The sequence below is a fragment of the Amycolatopsis plumensis genome (genome assembly GCF_042652605.1).
Classification (GTDB): Bacteria; Actinomycetota; Actinomycetes; order Mycobacteriales; family Pseudonocardiaceae; genus Amycolatopsis; species Amycolatopsis plumensis.
Window position 1 is genome coordinate 8814692 of record NZ_JBHSJY010000001.1, and the last position, 15245, is coordinate 8829936.

Annotated in this window: 18 protein-coding genes; 7 read left to right on the forward strand and 11 right to left on the reverse strand. The window is 68.6% G+C overall.

The features are described 5' to 3' along the window. Positions 1 to 10: 10 nt before the first annotated feature. Positions 11 to 349, forward strand: a complete 339-nt coding sequence (locus ACFPLC_RS42335) for a hypothetical protein (protein ID WP_378194555.1) — start codon at positions 11 to 13, stop codon at positions 347 to 349. 287 nt (positions 350 to 636) lie between these two features. On the opposite strand, the gene ACFPLC_RS42340 is transcribed toward ACFPLC_RS42335, so the two are convergent. The 3 genes from ACFPLC_RS42340 to ACFPLC_RS42350 all read right to left on the reverse strand — a co-directional run bounded on the left by ACFPLC_RS42340 (position 637) and on the right by ACFPLC_RS42350 (position 3356). Then, complete coding sequence (locus ACFPLC_RS42340; RefSeq protein WP_378194558.1) at positions 637 to 2253, reverse strand: pentapeptide repeat-containing protein; 1617 nt, start codon at positions 2251 to 2253, stop codon at positions 637 to 639. Between the two features lie 75 nt (positions 2254 to 2328). Next, the gene (locus tag ACFPLC_RS42345; RefSeq protein ID WP_378236163.1) at positions 2329 to 2622 is read right to left on the reverse strand and encodes a hypothetical protein; all 294 of its coding nucleotides are present in this window, start codon (positions 2620 to 2622) and stop codon (positions 2329 to 2331) included. After that, a complete protein-coding gene (locus tag ACFPLC_RS42350; protein WP_378194561.1) occupies positions 2619 to 3356 on the reverse strand; it encodes a DUF6624 domain-containing protein in 738 nt (245 codons plus the stop codon). The genes ACFPLC_RS42345 and ACFPLC_RS42350 overlap by 4 nt, the downstream gene beginning before the upstream one ends. A 317-nt stretch (positions 3357 to 3673) precedes the next feature. Between ACFPLC_RS42350 and ACFPLC_RS42355 the strand changes: the two genes are divergently transcribed. From ACFPLC_RS42355 to ACFPLC_RS42365, 3 genes are all read left to right on the forward strand, one after another. Then, the gene (locus ACFPLC_RS42355; protein ID WP_378194564.1) at positions 3674 to 4219 is read left to right on the forward strand and encodes a pentapeptide repeat-containing protein; all 546 of its coding nucleotides are present in this window, start codon (positions 3674 to 3676) and stop codon (positions 4217 to 4219) included. Continuing rightward, positions 4168 to 4473, forward strand: a complete 306-nt coding sequence (locus tag ACFPLC_RS42360; protein WP_378236164.1) for a hypothetical protein — start codon at positions 4168 to 4170, stop codon at positions 4471 to 4473. The genes ACFPLC_RS42355 and ACFPLC_RS42360 overlap by 52 nt, the downstream gene beginning before the upstream one ends. Before the next feature lie 66 nt (positions 4474 to 4539). Continuing rightward, positions 4540 to 5085: a zinc-binding dehydrogenase gene (locus ACFPLC_RS42365; protein WP_378194570.1), complete on the forward strand. Its 546-nt coding sequence runs from the start codon at positions 4540 to 4542 to the stop codon at positions 5083 to 5085. A 128-nt stretch (positions 5086 to 5213) separates the two neighbouring features. Here ACFPLC_RS42365 and ACFPLC_RS42370 read toward each other — a convergent pair whose 3' ends face one another. The 4 genes from ACFPLC_RS42370 to ACFPLC_RS42385 all read right to left on the reverse strand — a co-directional run bounded on the left by ACFPLC_RS42370 (position 5214) and on the right by ACFPLC_RS42385 (position 8166). Then, positions 5214 to 5900 (reverse strand): SDR family NAD(P)-dependent oxidoreductase, encoded by a 687-nt coding sequence (locus tag ACFPLC_RS42370; protein WP_378194573.1) that lies wholly within the window; start codon positions 5898 to 5900, stop codon positions 5214 to 5216. Next, a complete protein-coding gene (locus ACFPLC_RS42375; RefSeq protein WP_378236165.1) occupies positions 5897 to 6304 on the reverse strand; it encodes an ester cyclase in 408 nt (135 codons plus the stop codon). Before ACFPLC_RS42375 ends, ACFPLC_RS42370 begins: the two co-directional genes overlap by 4 nt. Before the next feature lie 91 nt (positions 6305 to 6395). Then, positions 6396 to 7004 carry a TetR/AcrR family transcriptional regulator gene (locus tag ACFPLC_RS42380; RefSeq protein ID WP_378194578.1) on the reverse strand — a complete coding sequence of 203 codons (609 nt, stop codon included), beginning with the start codon at positions 7002 to 7004 and terminating at the stop codon, positions 6396 to 6398. Between the two features lie 661 nt (positions 7005 to 7665). Beyond that, positions 7666 to 8166, reverse strand: a complete 501-nt coding sequence (locus ACFPLC_RS42385) for a MarR family winged helix-turn-helix transcriptional regulator (protein ID WP_378194581.1) — start codon at positions 8164 to 8166, stop codon at positions 7666 to 7668. A gap of 66 nt (positions 8167 to 8232) precedes the next feature. On the opposite strand from ACFPLC_RS42385, the gene ACFPLC_RS42390 reads away from it, so the two are divergent. Beyond that, positions 8233 to 9657 (forward strand): FAD-dependent monooxygenase, encoded by a 1425-nt coding sequence (locus ACFPLC_RS42390; RefSeq protein ID WP_378194584.1) that lies wholly within the window; start codon positions 8233 to 8235, stop codon positions 9655 to 9657. Positions 9658 to 9717: 60 nt separating this feature from the next. Here the strand turns inward: ACFPLC_RS42390 and ACFPLC_RS42395 are convergent, their stop codons facing one another. Genes ACFPLC_RS42395 through ACFPLC_RS42410 form a run of 4 tightly spaced genes read right to left on the reverse strand, consistent with a single transcriptional unit; the run spans position 9718 to position 13057 of the window. Next, the gene (locus ACFPLC_RS42395; RefSeq protein WP_378194587.1) at positions 9718 to 11190 is read right to left on the reverse strand and encodes an FAD-binding oxidoreductase; all 1473 of its coding nucleotides are present in this window, start codon (positions 11188 to 11190) and stop codon (positions 9718 to 9720) included. Positions 11191 to 11239: 49 nt separating this feature from the next. Then, positions 11240 to 11425, reverse strand: coding sequence for a tautomerase family protein (locus ACFPLC_RS42400; protein ID WP_378194590.1), 186 nt, complete (start codon positions 11423 to 11425; stop codon positions 11240 to 11242). Beyond that, entirely contained in the window at positions 11385 to 12596 is a 1212-nt protein-coding gene (locus ACFPLC_RS42405; RefSeq protein ID WP_378194593.1) for a Cmx/CmrA family chloramphenicol efflux MFS transporter, read from the reverse strand. Before ACFPLC_RS42405 ends, ACFPLC_RS42400 begins: the two co-directional genes overlap by 41 nt. Positions 12597 to 12625: 29 nt before the next feature. Beyond that, positions 12626 to 13057, reverse strand: coding sequence for a GlcG/HbpS family heme-binding protein (locus ACFPLC_RS42410; protein ID WP_378194596.1), 432 nt, complete (start codon positions 13055 to 13057; stop codon positions 12626 to 12628). 286 nt (positions 13058 to 13343) lie between these two features. Between ACFPLC_RS42410 and ACFPLC_RS42415 the strand changes: the two genes are divergently transcribed. Together ACFPLC_RS42415 and ACFPLC_RS42420 are read left to right on the forward strand one after the other, a co-directional pair. Beyond that, positions 13344 to 13928, forward strand: coding sequence for a TetR/AcrR family transcriptional regulator (locus ACFPLC_RS42415; protein WP_378194599.1), 585 nt, complete (start codon positions 13344 to 13346; stop codon positions 13926 to 13928). A 531-nt stretch (positions 13929 to 14459) separates the two neighbouring features. Beyond that, a complete protein-coding gene (locus ACFPLC_RS42420; protein ID WP_378194602.1) occupies positions 14460 to 15245 on the forward strand; it encodes a cupin domain-containing protein in 786 nt (261 codons plus the stop codon).

Below are 15245 nucleotides of genomic sequence, written 5' to 3' on the forward strand. Positions count from 1 at the left end.
ACGTGCGTCGTTGACCATGCGGATCCAGCGGGCCCTGGCGACCAACGACGCCTGCCACGCAGACCGGCTGAACCTGCGGGTCTTGGTCGACCTCGGCACCGTCAACAGCGGCCGCCGCGCCTTCTCCAGCCAGCTGGTCATCAACCAGCTGCGGCTGATCGAAAGCAACCCCGTCCCGCGCGATCACCAACGCCGCGCCGCCGCCCTGGCCATGTTCACCTCACCCCGGGTGCACGAGCTCACCATCCGTGCCCCCGTCACGCGCTACCCGAAAACATGGCCTTCGGCCAACCGACCACCATCTTCGACAGGAGCAACCAGACCCTCAAGGCCTGGTCGCTGCTGGTGACCGACCGGCGAGCCAGATCGGCATGACAAACCCGGACACATTCCCGACACGCAGCTTCAGGGAAGGTCCCGCGGGTCGGGCATTCGCCGCGTGTGACGGGCTTCGGCCGCTAAGCGTTACGTCGGCCAGGGCGCAGTCGGGCGAGGCCACTGAGGGGTGCTTCCCCGGCGTCTTGTCGGTGCGGATGGTCAGCTTCGTCGCGATCTCTGGCACGGGGTGCCCTCGTCTCGCAGGGCGCGGGCGAAGAGCAGCATGTCCTCGTCGATCACCTTCGGCCGGCCGTTTGACTACTCGACTGGATCGAAGGCAAGTCCTCGATGAGTCGCCCCGTCGAACATGGTGTCGCTGGAGAAGGTCGTCCCGGCGAAAATGACATAGCTGGAGAAGGTTGTCCCAGCGAACCGGGCGGCGCCGGTGAAGGTCGCTCCGGCGAACCCGGCGTGGCCAGCAAAGTTCGCCCCATCGAACCCGGCGCTGCTAGCGAAGGTCGTCCCGGCAAACCCAGAGTGGCTAGCGAAGAATGCCCCGGCGAACTCGGCGTGGCCTGAGAAGGTTGCCCTGACGAACAAGGCGTGGTCGGCGAAGGTTGTCCCGACGAACCGGGCGTTGCCAGTGAATGTCGTCTCACCAAATCCGGCGGAACCGTCAAAAGCCGCCCTGACGAACCCGGCGTAGCCGCCGAAGCTCGCCCAGCCGAAGCGGGCGTCGCCGGTGAAGGTCGCTCCGTCGAAGCGGGCGCGGCCAGCGATGGTCGCTCTGACGAAGCGGGTGTGGCCGGTGAAGGTCGCGCCGTCGAACCCGGCGTCGCCGGTGAAAGTCGCGCCGTCAAACCCGGCGTCGCCGGTGAAAGTCGCGCCGTCAAACCCGGCGTCGCCGGTGAAAGTCGCGCCGTCAAACCCGGCGTCGCCGGTGAAAGTCGCGCCGTCAAACCCGGCGTCGCCGGTAAAAGTCGCGCCGTCAAACCCGGCGTCGCCGGTGAAAGTCGCGCCGTCAAACCCGGCGTCGCCGGTAAAAGTCGCGCCGTGAAAGGTGGCCGTACGGACGCGGCAGCCGCTGAGGGTGAACGCGATGAGGGTGGCGCCGGTGAGATCCAGATCGATGTCGGCCCAGAAGGTGTCACGCGGTTGATCCTCGCCCGGCTGAAGATGACGATGCAGGACGCGTTGAGCGGTGAGGCGCACCTCGCGTTCCTGCTGCCGGTCTTCCCGGGTATGGCCTGTACCCAAGGGTGGTGCGGGTGTGTGGTGAGCGGTGGTCGATCGCAGCAGTGGGCGTCGTATTCCCAGAGGGCGAGGTCGACCGGTGTCGGGTGGCGGGGTGAAGGGATTGCGGAGGTAAGCGCAGATCACGTCGGCCACGGTTTGCCGCTGGGTTGGGTTGTCTTGTGCGACGCGCTCAAGGGCGTAGAGGCCACCGTGGCGAACCGCGGCTTGCGGGGAGCCGAGTTGCTCGACCGCTTTGAGGTACAGCTCGGTCAGTCGCCGTTCGGCTGCGTCGTGCTCGGTGGCCCGGGCGATCCGGTCCTGGTGGGCGATGGTGGCTGCGGCGACCTCCTGCTGGTGCGCGAGGGAGCGTTCGCGGTTGTCCAGATCGGCTTCGGTGGAGTGCTGGCGACGCCAAGCCAGGTACAACGCGACCACGCCGCCGCTGCCTACTCCGATGCTCAACCCGATCTTCAATGCATCCAGCCGTGCCGTCACCAGCTCGGCCCCGTTCAGCCCGGCGGTCGCCGGCCACCACAACACCACTACCGCCCCCGCGGTCAACACCGCGATAACGGCCGCCGTCAGCCACATGGTCTTCGGTGAGAGCTCCCGCAACCGCACCGCCCGCACCGGCGCGACAGGCAACGAAGGCGTAGGAACGTCAGTAGTGGAGGCCGGAGGAGGGGCATTGTCGGTCATGCTCGTAACGTCGCCGAGCGCTGCTGGAATGTTGCCGGCGACGGCACCGCCGTCCGCAACGTCGCGTTCAGCACCTCATCCACGATCGTCGTCCTCACCGGGCGACGGACGCCGGCACGTGGGGGTGACGATCGCGTGCGCGGGGCTACGCGGGTGCGGTGACGGGGTGAGGCAGAGCATCGCCAGGGTGTCGACGGCACATTCCGGACAGATCCGCAAATCTGCGGGGCGGTGCGTCGTCAGGGACTCGAGGATGAGTTGTCCCTGGCGGAGATGCCGGGTGCAGACCGAGACGTCGGTTCCCGGCAGGGCGGTGTGGGCCCGTTCGCGGTGATAGGGGCTGACGCCCCACTGCAGGGAGGTCGTCATGACGGGGCTCCTTCGACTGCGGCGGTGATCTCCTCGAAGCTGGCGTAGGCGGTGTCGAGGTCGGCGTCGGGAAGCAAGTCGAGCCCGACATCCGCGCGGGCGAGATTGACCTCGGCCGGCCGGTGCAGCGGGTAGAGGCGGCTGACACCGCCGAGGTGCAGCCACTGGGTGCCGTAGCGCTGGCCCCGCTTCTCGTCGGTGGCGACCCGGTCGGAGAGGTAGGCCAGATCACGCGGGCTTGCGTCCCCGCACGCGACTGCGTCGCGCAGTTTCGGCAGCCAGCAGGCGCGATACCGGGCGGGCGCGTGCTGGGCCAGGATCCAGGCAGCGTGGACCGCTACGATCGGTGCGAGCCAGTGCAGGTTGTCCTCGTCGACGCGCTGCACGGCAGCCCACTGATGCGGCGTGGGGCCCGCCGGGTCGAGCTGGGCCCGGGCGTGCTGGTCCGCGGCCGCGCGTTCGATCAGCTCGTGTCGCAGCGCCGCCAGCGCGGCACTGGGTGGCTCGATCGCCTCCCGCAGCGCAGCACGCAACCGGCCTGCGTCCATCGGGTCGAGCACCGCGACGGTGGAGCCGATCGCCAGCGTCGGGCCTCGTTCACCGATCAGCACCTCGGCTTGGGACCGGCGGCCGTCGCGGTCGCGGCAGGGCACGGTCCACTCGCTTCGCCGCGGCTTCCACCTGGCTCTGACCAGCATGGCCAACTGTTCGTGCCGCCTCTGCGTCGTGCGCATGCTCGTCGCCCCGATGCGAGCCAGGGCGCCCGTGTCTGGGCAGCATTGACACGCTCGGCTATGCCGGTCGCCGGCGAATACCGCCACGGGGGCACACGGCATGGCCGGAGCTTGCCAAGCGGTTCACGACGGCGGCGGAACAACTCGTCGCTGAACCGCGGACGGGAAGCCGATGGCTCGCGATCGCGGATCCCGTGGCGCTGGCCGATAAGCACGAGCAGCTGAGACAGGCTTGCGTGGACGTCTTGTGCGCATACCTCCGCGCCACCGCTGCCGCCAGCGGTTCGACGTCCGCAGAGCAGGATGTTCGGAGTGACTTGCTCGACATCATCGCTTCTCGCCTGAACGGGCACGCCGTGAAGTCCTGGTCTCACTGTGTGTTCACGCTCATGGGCATGCTGGTGGACAGCCTGGACTTCTCACGCGTGGTGATCGATGGTATTGCCGACTTCACCGGCTGCCGGTTCGGCGACGGGAAGGTGTCGTTCGCCGGCGCACAGTTCAGCGGTCACACGGTATTCGCTGACTGCGCGTTCTCCGGCGGGGCTCTGGATTCCTCCCACGCCCAGTTCGACGGCGACGTGACCTTCTCCGAAAGCGTCTTCGATAGTGGCTCTGTCTCATTCGCCGGGGCACAGTTTGGTGGGACTGTGAACTTCAACGGGTGCGCGTTCAGTGGCCGTCCGCGCCTGTTTCGGCTGACACGAATCCCCGCCTGCCCACCACGGCATTCGACGCCGTGGTGCGCAGGCGTCACCGAGCCAGGCCAGGCGGCCCGGCACACTCGGCGGAATCCGGCAAGGGAGGTGCCATGCTGCCACCGCTTAGGAGACCTCGCGCCGTCGTCGCGACTCAGCAGCTGACTGTGCTGCCGTTCCTGCTGTCGATCATCGTCGTCCGGACCTTCGGCGCCGACGCCCAGGCCGCGGCCGAAGCCGAGCTCAACCGGCAGGGACTGTCCGCTCCGCTGCTCGCCGAGCACGGGTCAGCGTCGGCTCGAACACCGCCGAAACACCGTTACCGGCCGCGACCGGCGGTGCCCGTCAGCCTTCAGATAGAGGTCGGCGCAGAGTCCGCGCCGGGCGTAGTCGTGTCACGTACTTGTGCCGCCGCATGATCCACGCCAACGGCTCGAGGTCGCTCTGCCGCATACTGCTGACGGCGGCGTCGGTTCCCCCCCCTGGTGCAACTGGCGAAGCGAGCCGGCGTCAAGGTGATCGGCACGGCCTCGCCGCGGCACCACCAGACGGTTCGCGACCTCGGCGCGATCCCGATCGACTACCGGGACCCGGCAATTTACCAGCGGATTCGCGAACTTGCGCCAGACGGGGTGGACACGGTCTTCGATCACGTCGGCGGGGCGGCACTCAAGCAGTCCTGGGCTCTGCTCCGGCGCGGCGGCACCTTGGTTTCCTACGGATCAGCGGCGACCAAGGACGAAGCGGGGAACTCACGATTGCCCGTCCTGAAGTCGGTTGCGCGGCTGCTGGCTTGGAACTACCCGCCGAATGGCAGGAGTGCGTACTTCTACAACTTCTGGGCGGGCAAGCGGCGGCCGGCAGCGTTCCGGGCCCGGCTCACCGAAGACCTGACCCAGGTGCTTCGCCTGGTCGACGAGGGTGTCCTGGTCCCGCAGATCGCGGCGGAGTTTCCGCTGTCCGAGGTCGGATCGGCGCTCACACTCGCGGAGTCACGGACGGTGGCCGGCAAGGTCGTTGTCGTGCCGTAGCCGCATTCTGTGGAGACAGCTGTGACCGCCCGCCCAGGCTGCGCCGATGCCACGGGCGAATTCGACTTCGCCCGTAGCATCGGCGCAGCGTCGGGCTTCCTGACGGCCAGTCGTCGCGCGAGACTGGTTTACCAGGGAAGCTCCCCAGTTTCGTCGCTGAAGGTACCGGTCGGGCCGTTGACATCGAGCGTTGCCAGGCGCACGACGACCCTCGCGCTTTCTTCCGGAGAGCGTCCGATCCCGAAGGCTGCGGTCATGTCGGTGGCGGTGGTGCCAGGCTCGACGGCGTTGAACTTGATACCCGGCTGGGACTTCGCGTACTGGACGGTCAGCATGGTCGCCGCGGCCTTGGATGCGGAGTAAAGGGCGAGCGGCAGCCCGAATTCCGGTCGGTCGGGGTTGGTCACCGCCCAAAACGATCCGGCGCTGCTTGACACCGTGACCACGGTGGGGTTCGACGACTTGCGCAACAGAGGAAGGGCTGCTTCGGTCACGCGCACGATCCCCACCGCGTTGGTGTCGAAGACCCGCAGCGCGGTCGGGCCGTCGAGGGTTTCGCCGCCCAGGACACCCGCGTTGTGCACCAGCACGTCGAGCTTGCCCTCGGCGGAGTCGATGGCGGCCAGCGCGCCGGCGACCGAGTCGTCGTCGGTCACGTCGAGCTGCACGAACCGTGCGCCGAGGTCCGCGGCGGCCTTCTCGCCGCGCTCGACGTCACGGGCTCCTATGTAGACGGTGTGCCCTTCGGCCAAGAGCTGTTTGGCAGTCTCGAAGCCTATGCCCTTGTTGGCTCCGGTGATCAACGTGACGGTCATGAGTGTCCTTTTCGGTCGGTCAGCTGCCGGCGCAGTTCGCCGGCGTCGTGCAAGGCGGTCATGTGGACAAAGCGTCCATTGCGGACCTGGTAGATGGCGTACTCGACGATCTTGAACGAGGCACCGGTCGGTGCCACGCCGAGCCATTCCTTCACCGGCGTGCCCGTGTTGACCAGGCGCGCGGCCAGGCGGTCGCCGTCGGAGAGGAGTTCCTGCAGGTCCCAATGCAGGTCGGGAACCGCGTCCACGTCGGCCCGCTGGACGGCGAGAAGGTCGTCCCGGGTGGCGGGCTCGCCGTTCAAGGTGGTCCGGTCGGCGATGAACCCGTCCATCCGATGGAACCGGTGGGCGTTGAGCTCGTGCAGGTAGCGCAGGTAGAACGCGCGCAAAGCGCTGGTGGACATCGGATGCCCCTGATCGTCGAGTTGTGCATCGATCGATGCACAACTCGACTGTAGCAGGTTTCGCATCGATCGCTTCAGAAGTCCGGGTGACCTACGAGAGCGGCCAGCCACGCAGGGCGGCGTCGGCCATCTCCTGCAGTTCGTCGCACGGGACCCCACTCGCGGCCTGCACGGCGATGCCGTACCCCAAGGCGGTGACGTAGCGGGCGAGCAGCGCCGGATCGGCCTCCGAAGGCAGATCGCCGTCATCGACAGCTCGCTCAAACCGCTCGCGGAGGGCGGTGTAGCCGTCATCGCGCCAGCCGATGAGCAGGTCGCGGGCGCCACGAGCGGAGTCCCCGGTGGCCAGCGCGCCCTGGACGCCGAGACATCCGCGGGGGCCGACCGGCCGGGTGGTCGTCCGGATCGTGCCCGCGAGAATCGCGGTGGCCACCTCCAGGGCGGTGGGCTCTTCCAAGGCGCGCGCGACGTACGCGCTCGCGCCTTCGGTGTAGCGCTGCAGAGCCTTGCCGAACAGCTCTTCCTTGTTGCCGAAAGTCGCGTACATACTGGTGGTGGAGATCCCCATGGCCTCGGTCAATTCAGCCAGGCTTGCTCCCTCGTAGCCGCGCTCCCAGAACACGAGCAGGGCACGCTCGAGCGCTTCGTCGGGGTCGAATCCCCGTGGCCGCCCACTCCGGCGGCGCCGTTCAGTCTCCACGGCGCCAGCCTACCCTTTTCCGCATCGATCGATGCTAAACACACTACCGACCGCACTCGTCACCGGCGGCAGCATCGGAATCGGGCTGGCCTGCGCCGTGCGGCTTGCGGCGGAGAGCGCACACGAATTCGTCACCGACCCACCGCGGCCGACATCCTCCCCTGCCCTGCGCCCCGCATGGGACCTCACCGAAGCCGACTTCGCCCCGATCCCCCGGTGTCCCGCGACGGCGCGTCGACGGGCTGGGCGTGCTGCGGCTCAGCTTCGAGACCTTCGCGATCACCGGCCCGGAAGGGCACGACGTCGGGTCCAGGGCCGAGTACGGCGGGCGTGTCCAAGACCGGGCGCGGTTGGGGTCCGCTCGCCGAATCACGCGGACACCTCCCGCGCCTCGATCGCGGTGGCCTGCTCGGCCGAAGGCAACAGCACTGTCACGGCGGCAGTCTCACCACAGCAGGTTCGGCGGGCAGCGACGCCGAATGGTCGGCCGCAGTCGCCCTGGGCGCGTCCAGCTTCGGCCCCGATCATCCACGTGTGCCGCCGGCCCACCCGCTGATGACCGGGCCGGACCGGCGACCGTGGATGCGTGTTTCCTCGCCCTCCGCTGACTTCACAGCCTCATCCTCGGTGGCGGCGCCACGAGCTGGCCCACCTGGCGCGCTCAATCCGGAATCTCGCCCATCGAGCGGCACAGGCGCCGCAGCAGGTCGGCCAGCTCGTGCCGGTCCGGCTCGCTCAGGCCGCTCACCATGTCTTCCTGGGCTGTCAGCTCGGCGGCGAACGCCTCATCGGCCAGCGTGAGGCCCGCGGGCGTGAGACGGATCAGCGCGGTGCGGCGGTTGGCCGGGTTCTGCCGCCGGTCCACCAGCCCGGCTGCGACCAGGCGGTCGAGCCTGCTCGTCATCGTGCTATTGCCGGCCAGCATCCAGCGGGCGATCTCGCCCAGCGTCAGCTCGTACGGCTCCCCTGCGCGCCGCAGCGTGGCGAGGATGTCCAGGTCGACGTGGAGCAGGCCGTAATCCTTGAGCGTGTCGTCGAGGCGGCGGGTGACTCGCCGGGCGATCCGCGTCAGCCGGGCCAGCACCGACAGCGGTGCCGGGTCGAGGTCCGGGCGCTGCGCACGCCACTGGTCCAGGACGTCGTCGACGAAATCGCGCTCCATTCCCGTACTCTACAATGATGGACAGTACGACATCGTACCTTTCAACCCCGGAGCGAGGGAGGGAAGATGCGTGGAGTGATCGTCGCCGGTGGCGGACCGGTCGGCATGCTGCTGGCCGCGGAACTCGGCCGGCTGGGGGTGCCCACCACCGTCGTCGAGAAGCTGGCCGAGACCCATGACGAACCCCGCGCGGGTACGTTGCACGCGCGCACCGCGCAGTCGTTGCTGCGCCGGGGTTATCTTCCCCCACCGCCGAGGCCGGGCGACCCGCATGCCGTCGTCGAGGTCCCGTTCCACTTCGGCGGCCGCCCGGTGCTGACGGTGGAATCGCCCGCCATCGAGGGTGCGCCGATGATCAACCAGGCACAGTCCGACATCGAACGGTTCTTCGAAGCGCAGGCGCGGGCTCGCGGGGTCGAGGTCCGGCGCGGTCACCGGATCACCGATGTGCGCGACCACGGGGACCGTGTCACGGTCACCACCGACCACGGTGAGCTGACCGCCGAGTACGTCGTCGGCTGCGACGGCGCCCGCAGCACCGTCCGGGAGGCGGCGGGAATCACCGGGACCACCCATCCGGCGACCTTTGCGGGCATCCTCGGCCTCGCGCGGCTGGCGGACCCGGCGCGGGTGCCCGGTGGCTGGACGCAGGGGCCGACCGGCTGGACGCTGATCAACGTCAACGCGGCCGGGTACAGCCGGGTCCTCACGCACGAGTTCCCCGAGCCGCTGCCGGAGCGCGGCGCGCCGGTGACGCTCGAGGAGCTGCGTGCGGCCGCGTCCCGCATCCTCGGCCGCGACGTGCCGATGAGCGATCCGGTGTTCCTCGGGCGGTTCAGCGACTTCACACGGCTGGCCGACACCTACCGCCGCGGCCGGATCCTGCTGGCCGGGGACGCGGCCCACGTGCACGCGCCGCTTGGTGGGCAGGGCCTGAACCTCGGCCTGCAGGACGCAATCAACCTCGGCTGGAAGCTGGCGATGGTGATCGCGGGCACTGCGCCGGAGACTTTGCTGGACACCTACCACGCGGAGCGGCACCCGGTCGCCGAAGCGGTCATCGAAAACACCCGTGCCCAGGCGGCATTGATGCGGCCGGGCCCGGAGTTCGAGCCGCTGCGCGCCCTGGTCGCGGACCTGCTGTCCACACCCGACGGCAACCGTCTGCTCAGCGACCGGATCAGCGGCCAGGGTGTCCGGTACTGTGCCGGCCCCGGCTTGGACGGCGCGTTCCTGCCGAACTTCGTCCTGGGCGAGCAGTCGGTGGCGGAACTGTTGTCCCCCGGCCGCCCAGTGCTGCTGCTGGGCTCAGGGATGCACGGCCTGGCCGACGCGGCAGCGGGCTGGAAGGACGGCGTGGATGTCGTGGAGCATCAGCACGATCTGGGCGCCCCGGCTGTTCTCGTTCGCCCGGACGGCTATGTGGCCTGGGCCGGCCGGGGAGCGGAGCAGGCGATAGCTGCCCTCACCACCTGGTTCGGCCCTCGGTGAACGTGTGAAGGCCACCATCACGGCATCGGATGCCGTGATGGTGGCCTTCACGTGCATCCGCTAGGCCGGGCGGATCGACTGGCGGTGATGGAAGAAGTCGCGCGGATCCCACGCTGACTTCGCCCGCTGCAGGCGCGCGTAGTTCTGCTTGAAGTAGAGGTCGTGCCACGGCACGCCCGAGGTGTTCCACACCGGGTCGGACAGGTCGGCATCCGGGTAGTTGACGTAGCATCCGTCGACCACCTCGCCCGGCACCGGGACCCCGCCTGTCTCCGCGTACATGGAGCGGTAGAAGTCGCGCACCCAGGCGATGTTGCCCGCGTCCGCGTCCACAGTGGACCAGAAAGCCTGGTACAGCAGCTTGAACGTGCTGTCCCGCTGGGCCACCGCCGTCACGGCCGGGTCGACCGCCGAGATCGCGCCGCCGTAGGAGAACGCGACCAGCATCGTGTTCGGGTTCGTGACGTCCGGGCGGGTCAGGAACTCGTATGCCGTCCGGAGCTGGGACTCCGGCAACGTGCTGCGGACGTAAGCCGACTTGTGCTCCGCACGCAACGTCGGGTCGTTGAGCACCGGTGTGTTCGTGCCCAGGAACCGCGTCGCCCGCAACCACGGCAGCCGCCGTGGGCGGGACAGCCCCGGCATCGGGCCGAATTCGCCGGCCGCGGCGAACTCCCGGGTCACCAGGTCACCGAGGACGGCCGACAGGTGCTCGTCGAGGACGCGAGCCGCGTGCGGTGCGGCCGCGTCGATCTGCGCCACCAAGCCGACCGTGCCGTTGCAGCGGTGGTTCAGCATGAGCAGGCTCGACAGCGCCCTGCCCGGCGCGTCCGGCGCACGGTGTTTGTGGTGCCAGCGCGCGTACCCGCCGAGCAGCCGGGCGAACGCGCGCTCGTCGAGGTGTGTCCACGGCACCGACAGCGCCGCCACGAGCACCTCGGACGGTGGCGTGACCAGCGGCGCCTCGAACAGGAACCGTGTCACCACGCCGAACGAGCCGCCTCCGCCGCCGGTGTGCGCCCAGAACAGATCGGCCTCGGCACCGGCCGAATCGCGGGTGACGACGACCGTCCGGCCGTCGGCGAGCACGACCTCCACGCCGTACAGGTGGTCTACGGTCAGCCCGTCCCGCCGCGAAAGCAGGCCGTAGCCGCCGCCGGTGATGTGGCCGCCCGCGCCGACCGAGTAGCAGATCCCGCCGGGGATGGTCACGCCCCAGCCGAGGTACAGCTTCTCGTAGACGTCGTGCAGGCGTGCACCCGCCCCGACGGAGAAGACACCGTCGGAAAAGTTCACCTCGGACAATGCGGTGAGATCGAGGATTTCATCCACCCCCTCGTGGTGGACGAAATCCTCGAAGCAGTGGCCGCCGCTGCGGATCGAAAGCCGCCGTCCCGCAGCGGCGGAGACCGCCGAGGCGACCTCGGCGGTGGTCCGCGGCAGGTGCACGGCCGACGGTTTCGCCGCGTAGCGCTGGTTGATCCCGGCCGTTAAGTCCGCGTAGCGCGGGTCGTCCGGGCCGATGACGTTCATGACTCCTCCCTGCGGGAAGAGGCCGGGACGACGCTGTCCCGGCCTCCGCTCAGAGGTCCGCGGCGAGCTTCCCGCCGAGGCCCCAGTGGTCCTTTTCGACGTCGGTGACAATCACCGTGACCGCCGCTTCGGGACAGTTGGCGATCCGCGAAACGGTGCCCGTCACTTCTTCGACGAGCTGGCGGCGCTCGGCCTCACCGGCTCCCCTCCACCAGCTCACGTGCACGACCGGCATCGTTGCCCACCTCCTTTCCGCTGTCGGTTCCCCGGCGGTCCAGCCCCACCGCGGCCAGCGCGACGAGCAACGACGCCACGGCCAGCCCGGCGCCGATCCAGCTCGGCGAGAGCAGGCCGGCGCCGGCGCTGATGCCCAGGCCGCCGAGCCACGGGCCGAGCGCGTTGCCGACGTTGAACGCCGAGATGTTGCTGGTACTGGCCAGTGTCGGCGCCCCCTCGGTTTCGTTCATCACCCGCGTCTGCAGCGCCGGGTTGATCAGGAAGCTGCCGATGCCGAACAGGAACAGCGTCACGACCATGACCGGCTTGGTGTGCGCGGTCAGGGAGAACGCGCCGAGCATCACCGCGAGCACCAGGAGGCCGACGCACAAGGTGCCCATCAGGGACCGGTCGGCGAACCGGCCGCCGAGCACGCTGCCGAGGAACGTCCCGATCCCGAACAGCGCCAGCAGTGGCGGCACCGCACCGGCCGAGAAGCCGGTGACGTCGGTCAGCAGCGGTGAGATATAGGTGTAGGCGGTGTAGAGCGCCGCTTGGCTGAGCATGGTCGTTCCCAGGGCCAGCCAGACCTTGGGACTGCGGAAGGCGGCCAGCTCGTGACGCACGCCCAGGTGGCCGGCGCGCGGCTGGTGCGGAACCAGCGCGACGACCCCGACGAGGTCGATCACGCCGAGGACGGCGACGGCCAGGAACGTCGCGCGCCAGCCGAAGTGCTGGCCGATGAACGTGCCGAGCGGGACCCCGGCGATGGTGGCGATGGTCAGGCCGCCGAACATGATCGAGATGGCCCGGGCTCGCCTGCCCGGCTCGACCAGATTGGCCGCGACCACCGCGCCGATGCCGAAGAACGAGCCGTGCGCGACGGCGGTCACCACGCGGGCGGCCATGAGCACCCCGAACGAGGGCGCGAGCGCGGCGAGCACCTCACCGGCGACGAACACCACGAGCAGTGCGACCAACGCCGTCTTCCGCGGCACCTTGGTGGTCGCCGCGGTGATCAGTGGCGCACCGAGGACGACGCCGAGCGCGAACAGCGAGATGAGAAGCCCGGCCTGCGGCAGCGAAACGCCGAAGGCATCGGACAGCTCCGGCAGCAGGCCGGCGATCATGAACTCGGTCGTACCCAGGCTGAAGACCGTAAGCCCGAGCACGAACAGGGCGATGGGCATCGTGGACTCCCGGAGGTCTCGGCGAGCGATCAGGATTTCGCGGCGAGGACCGCCAGGCCGGCCTCGGCGATCTTGACGTCGTCGCTCCAGTGAGCGCCCGAGACGCCGACGGCGCCGACCAGCTCGCCGTCGATCACGATGGGCAGGCCACCACCCATGCTGACCAGGCGGTCGATCGCGGTGGGCGCGCCGGCCCGCAGCACCGGGTCGGCCTCCAGCACCTCGGACCACTTCTGCGTGGGCATCGCCGAGGACGCCGCGGTGTAAGCCTTGTCCTGCGCGACCTGCACGGCGTTGAGCTTCGCCCCGTCCTGACGCAGGAACGCCTTGAGATTGCCGCCTTCGTCCACCACCGCGATGGCGAAACGCTTGTCGGTCGCCTTCGCGGCCTCGTCGGCCGCGCGGACGATCTGCCAGGCCAGCTCGTCGCTGACGGACGACCGGCGCTGCACGTGAGGCATGACTGAACTCCTAGTCTGATCGGCTGCTTGTTCGGTCCACCGCCGGACCACGGCGCGGGTGCGCACCGGCACTGGCCGCACACGGACCGCATCCGGCGGTCGCCTCCGACGGTAGCAAAACTGGATCGGTCAGTAAAGAACCTGACGACAAGTCAGCCGCCTCGAGTGAGCTTTCTGCCCGTATGCAGCGAAGATGAGAGGTCGTGCGGCCTGTTTTGTTGATCAATCGGTCCAGATAAGGGGTCCAATTGTTGACCGCCCGTTCCAGTGTCTTTAGACTGATGTCATGTCCCGCGTCCGCGAGTTCGACACCGACGAGGTGGTCCAGAAGGCCATGGAGGTCTTCTGGCGCAAAGGCTACGAAGCCACTTCGATCCAGGACCTCGCCGAGGCGACAGGACTCGGGCGTGGTTCGCTCTACGCCGCCTTCGGCAGCAAGCACGGGCTCTACGAGCACGCGCTGCAGCGGTACGTGCAACTGACGACCGATGCGACCCGAGTGTCTTTGATGCAACGGGTGCCGGTCCGCCAGGTGGTGCGCGACCTGCTTCTGGGCCGGATCGACGACGCGCTGAAGGAGCCGGGCCGGCCCGGCTGCCTGCTCGTCATGGCGATCACCGAGCGGGTGCCGCACGACGAGGTGACCCACCGGATCGTGCGCGATGCCATCGCGGCTCTGCAGGACTCTTTCTTCGGCACCCTGCATCTGGCCCGGAGCATGGGCGAGCTCCCGCCGGAAACCGACATTCCCGCGGTGTCGAACTTCCTGGTCACCATGATTCAGGGCCTGCGCGTGATGAGCGCGGTCTGCCGCGACAAGGCGATGCTGGCTCAGGTCGTCGACACGGCACTGCTCGTCATCCCGCAATAAGTTCCACCGGGAATTCTCGCTCGTTTCCGGCGTGCTCGCCGCGAATGACTCACCCCTGACGTGTGCACGGCAGAGCACGTTTTCACTTCACCGATCGGAATCGGCCTCTGCCCCCGCGGCGATTATTTCCTTGCCGCCAGGTGACCAGAACTTGAATAAGTTCCCGTCGTGCCCGATCCTTGTCACGAAGACTCTGCAGCGCAACGCATCGCACGGTAGTACCCAGAATCTGGGCCACTCAAATGTGACAACGTTCACAACCGTCGGACCCGCCGCCCTTCCAGGCAACTTTGCTCGCTTCGGACGACGGTGTGGTTCCATCGTTCGGCGGTATCGCAAATCTTCTGAATCGATTCGTTCCATATAGTTACTCCGTTAGATACCCGTTCCATGCTCCTTTACGGCTTTGCGATGTCCGGCGCACGTCTAGTACGGTCACTTCCGGAAGCGACCGCGGGGATCCGCGACGAACTGATCATTTCCGCTTCCCATCGAAACGGCAATCGTCAGCAACCTGATTGGAACCTGGGGATGCTCACCGACCAGATTCAAGGAACGATCGTCCGCGCTGCGGATTTCGTATTCTCCCCGTTCGACTGGGGCCGCGTCGCGGAGCCCGTCGGCCCGGCCATGGGGGCGCGCAAAGTGACCCTGCTCGTCGTCGAAGTCGCCCCCGGCAAGGCTTGGCGGCTCGGCTGGGCGCTGGAGGAGGAAAACGTCGCCGTCGTCTTCGCCGGCTCCGGCCACGGCGACGTCACCGGTCACCGCACCGAAGTCGCACGCGGGTCCGCGCTGCACTCCCCGACCGGCCGGACCCTCGAGCTCGAAGCCGGCGACGACGGCCTGACCGCGTACGTGTGGCGGACCCGTCTGGAAGGCGGCGAGCCTGTCGGCACCGCGCCGCGGCTGGAGAACGAGCTGTGGAACACCGAAACGCAGCTGCACGGCTTCACCGGCACCGGCGAAGTACCCGCCGACGAGCGCACCGCCGTGATGAACTTCCTGTTCTGGCCCGGCACCGGCAGCGCGCGGCTGTGCCTGCACTGCGGGATCCAGGAGCCGGGACAGATCTTCAACGTCCACCAGCACCCGGACAGCGAAGAGGCCTTCATCGCCTTCGAAGGCGAAGGCCAGATGTACCTGATCGACCGCTGGCACGACGTCTCCCCCGGCGACGTGCTGTTCGCCGCGCCCGGCGTGCCGCACGGCACCCGCAACCCGGAATCTGCCACGCGGCGGTTCGCCACCTGTGGCGGTCCCACCCCGTTCGACCCTGTCCTCTACGCCCGGGCGGGCGTTTCCGCGGAGGTGAAGTAG